The sequence below is a fragment of the Actinophytocola sp. genome, from assembly GCF_035712165.1.
In the GTDB taxonomy this organism is placed as follows: domain Bacteria; phylum Actinomycetota; class Actinomycetes; order Mycobacteriales; family Pseudonocardiaceae; genus DASYTH01.
This window is the reverse complement of the sequence record NZ_DASTBH010000431.1, coordinates 1-2706: the sequence shown is the minus strand read 5'-3', so window position 1 is coordinate 2706 and position 2706 is coordinate 1. Positions and strand designations below refer to the sequence as shown.

General features: G+C 70.7%; 2 protein-coding genes. One reads left to right on the top strand and one right to left on the bottom strand.

Going from position 1 to position 2706, the window contains the following annotated elements:
- The coding region (locus VFO68_RS23835; protein ID WP_325160594.1) for an alpha-L-fucosidase at positions 1-1780 on the top strand (1780 nt) is incomplete at its 5' end.
- A 39-nt stretch (positions 1781-1819) separates the two neighbouring features.
- On the opposite strand, the gene VFO68_RS23830 is transcribed toward VFO68_RS23835, so the two are convergent.
- A partial coding sequence (locus VFO68_RS23830; RefSeq protein ID WP_325160593.1) for a hypothetical protein occupies positions 1820-2706 on the bottom strand: 887 nt, incomplete at its 5' end.

The following is a 2706-nucleotide window of genomic DNA, read 5'->3' as shown; positions in this document are numbered from 1 at the left end:
CTGGGGCGCCTTCAGCGTTCCGGCATTCGCCAACGAGTGGTATCCGCGCAACATGTACGTCGCCGGGTCCAACGAGAACAACCATCACCGCAGCGTGTACGGCGACCCGTCGGTGTGGCCCTACCACAACTTCATCAACGGCGCGAACGACCGGTCGGGCCGCTTCGTGCAGTTCGCGCCGCGGCTGCGGTCGGCCGGAGGGAACTTCGACCCGGGCGAGTGGGCACAGCTGTTCGCCGACGCCGGCGCGCGGTTCGCCGGACCGGTCGCCGAGCACCACGACGGCTACTCGATGTGGAACAGCCAGGTCAACGAGTGGAACTCGGTGGCAACGGGACCCCGGCTGGACCTGCTGCGGCTGCACGCGGACGCGATCCGGGCGAGGGGACTCAAGCTGTTCGTCTCGCTGCACCACGCGTACAACTTCACCGGCTTCTTCGACCGCGTGCCGCAGCAACCGACCACGTCGCTCCGCAAGCTGTACGGCCAGCTCGGCGCGGCGGCGCAGAACCAGCTCTGGTTCGACAAGCTGCGGGAGGTCATCGACGGCTACCAGCCCGACATCGTGTGGCAGGACTTCAACCTCACCCAGGTCGCCGAGTCGCGACGGCTGGAGTTCCTGGCGCACTACTACAACCGGGCGGTCGCCTGGAACAAGGACGTGGTGGCCACGTACAAGGACGGGTTCAACACCCGCGGCGAGGTCTACGACTTCGAGCGTGGCGGCCCGGCCGACCTGCTGTACCCGTACTGGTTGACCGACGACAGCATCTCCAGCTCGAGCTGGTGCTACACCGTGGGCATCGGCTACTACTCCACCGCCGCCATGCTGCACTCGCTGATCGACCGGGTCAGCAAGAACGGCAACATGGTGCTCAACATCGCCCCGATGGCCGACGGAACCATCCCGACCGGGCAGCAGACCATCCTGCGCGGCATCGGCGACCACCTGCGCCGCTTCGGCGAGTCCATCTACGCCACCCGCGCCTGGTCGGCGTACGGCGAGGGCCCGACGCAGATGGGCGGCGGGTCGTTCGTCACGCCGCGGGCCGGCACCAACCGCGACATCCGGTTCACCCGCAGCAAGGACAACACCGTCCTGTACGCCACCGTGCTCGGCTGGCCGGGGAGCACCCTGACCATCGGCACGCTGAGCGCCAACCGGATCAACCTGAGCAGCCTGACCGCGGCGCAGCTCCTCGGCAACACCGCCGGCACGTACACCAATCTCCCCAGGCCCGCCCAGGACGGCGCCGGCGCGCACGTCACCCTGCCCTCGGCCACCGCGCCGTTCACCGCCCTCGCGTACGTGGTCAAGTTGACCTTCGCCGGCCAGATCCCCGCCCTGAGCGGCGGCGGGCCGACGACGGGTTGGGTGCGGATCGCCAACGCCGGGACCGGGCTGGTGCTCGACAGCGGCGGCAACGTCGGGTCGGGCTCGGTGCTCAAGCAGTGGACCTGGGACGGCAGCACGAACCTGCAGTGGCAGTTCGTGGACCTGGGCGGCGGGTGGTACCGGATCGTCAACCGCACCAACTCGATGGTGGCCGACAGCTGGGGCAACACGGCCAACGGCGCGAACGCCATGCAGGCGCCGTGGAACGGCGGCAACAACCAGCAGTGGCGGCTGAACAGCGTCGGCAACGGCCGGTACCAGCTCGTCAACCGCGGCACCGGCACCGCGCTGGACGGCATGGGCCGCACGGCGGTCGGATCCACCACCGGCCTGTGGGCGCCGAACGGCAACCTGAACAACCAATGGACGGTCACCGCGGTCTGACCGGCCGCGGTGGCGCGGCCGCCCGGCACGGCCCCCGAGTTACCTCGTCATCGAGAACGCGACGGCGGCGCAGACGGCCAGGAGCGCGGCCCCGACAAGCGTCGCCCACACCGCACATCCCATGCCGTACGCGCGATCCTCGGCCAGCTCCTTCTCGGTCGCGCCAGGGGCCTGGCTCACGGCCAGATACCGGCCGACCCTCGGCAGCGCCAGGCCCACCACCCCGCCGGCGAGGACGTCGGGCTTGCCGATCACGTGCAGCGGTACGCCGGACGGCACGATCTCCTCGACCACCGTCACCCGGTCCGCGTGTCGCACCTGGTCCTCCCGGACCAGCCCGCGGTCGATGACCCGTCGCAGCCATGGCCCGCGTCGGTGCCCGCTCCCCGTGGTCTCGTCCACCGTCCTGCGGGTCGGCCCCTTCCCGGACGATGCCACCGGCTGCCGGGTCCGCTCCCGCACCGACAGGTGGGTGGAGAACGTCGACCCGAGAAGCAGGCGCGCGGACACGGCGACGCGGCCGGTGCCGTCGGCCACCGCGAACGGATCCCCGCCGGACTCCTCCCAGAGCACGCTGACGCGGGTGTTCTTCCCCACGGTCGTGAACGAGCACGCCATGGAGCGGAACCACACCGCCTCGACGCCGGACAGCGTCGCGACGACCGGGCCGCCGGGTCCGGGGACGGTCCTGCCGAAGACGGAGAACCGTTCCGGCGGCGTGGCCCCCGGCCGCAGCGCGGCACACGGCGAGACGGCGTGCCGGCTCACCCAGCGACGATCGCGGCCGTTCTTGAGGGCCAGCAGCACCAGGACCGGTCCCAGCACGAGCAGGGCGCAACCGAAGAAGCCGGTCGTGGCGAGCACGACCGAGAGAAGATCCACGCCACCAGGGTAGGTGTCGATCACCAACGCCGGCGTCGGCGCCG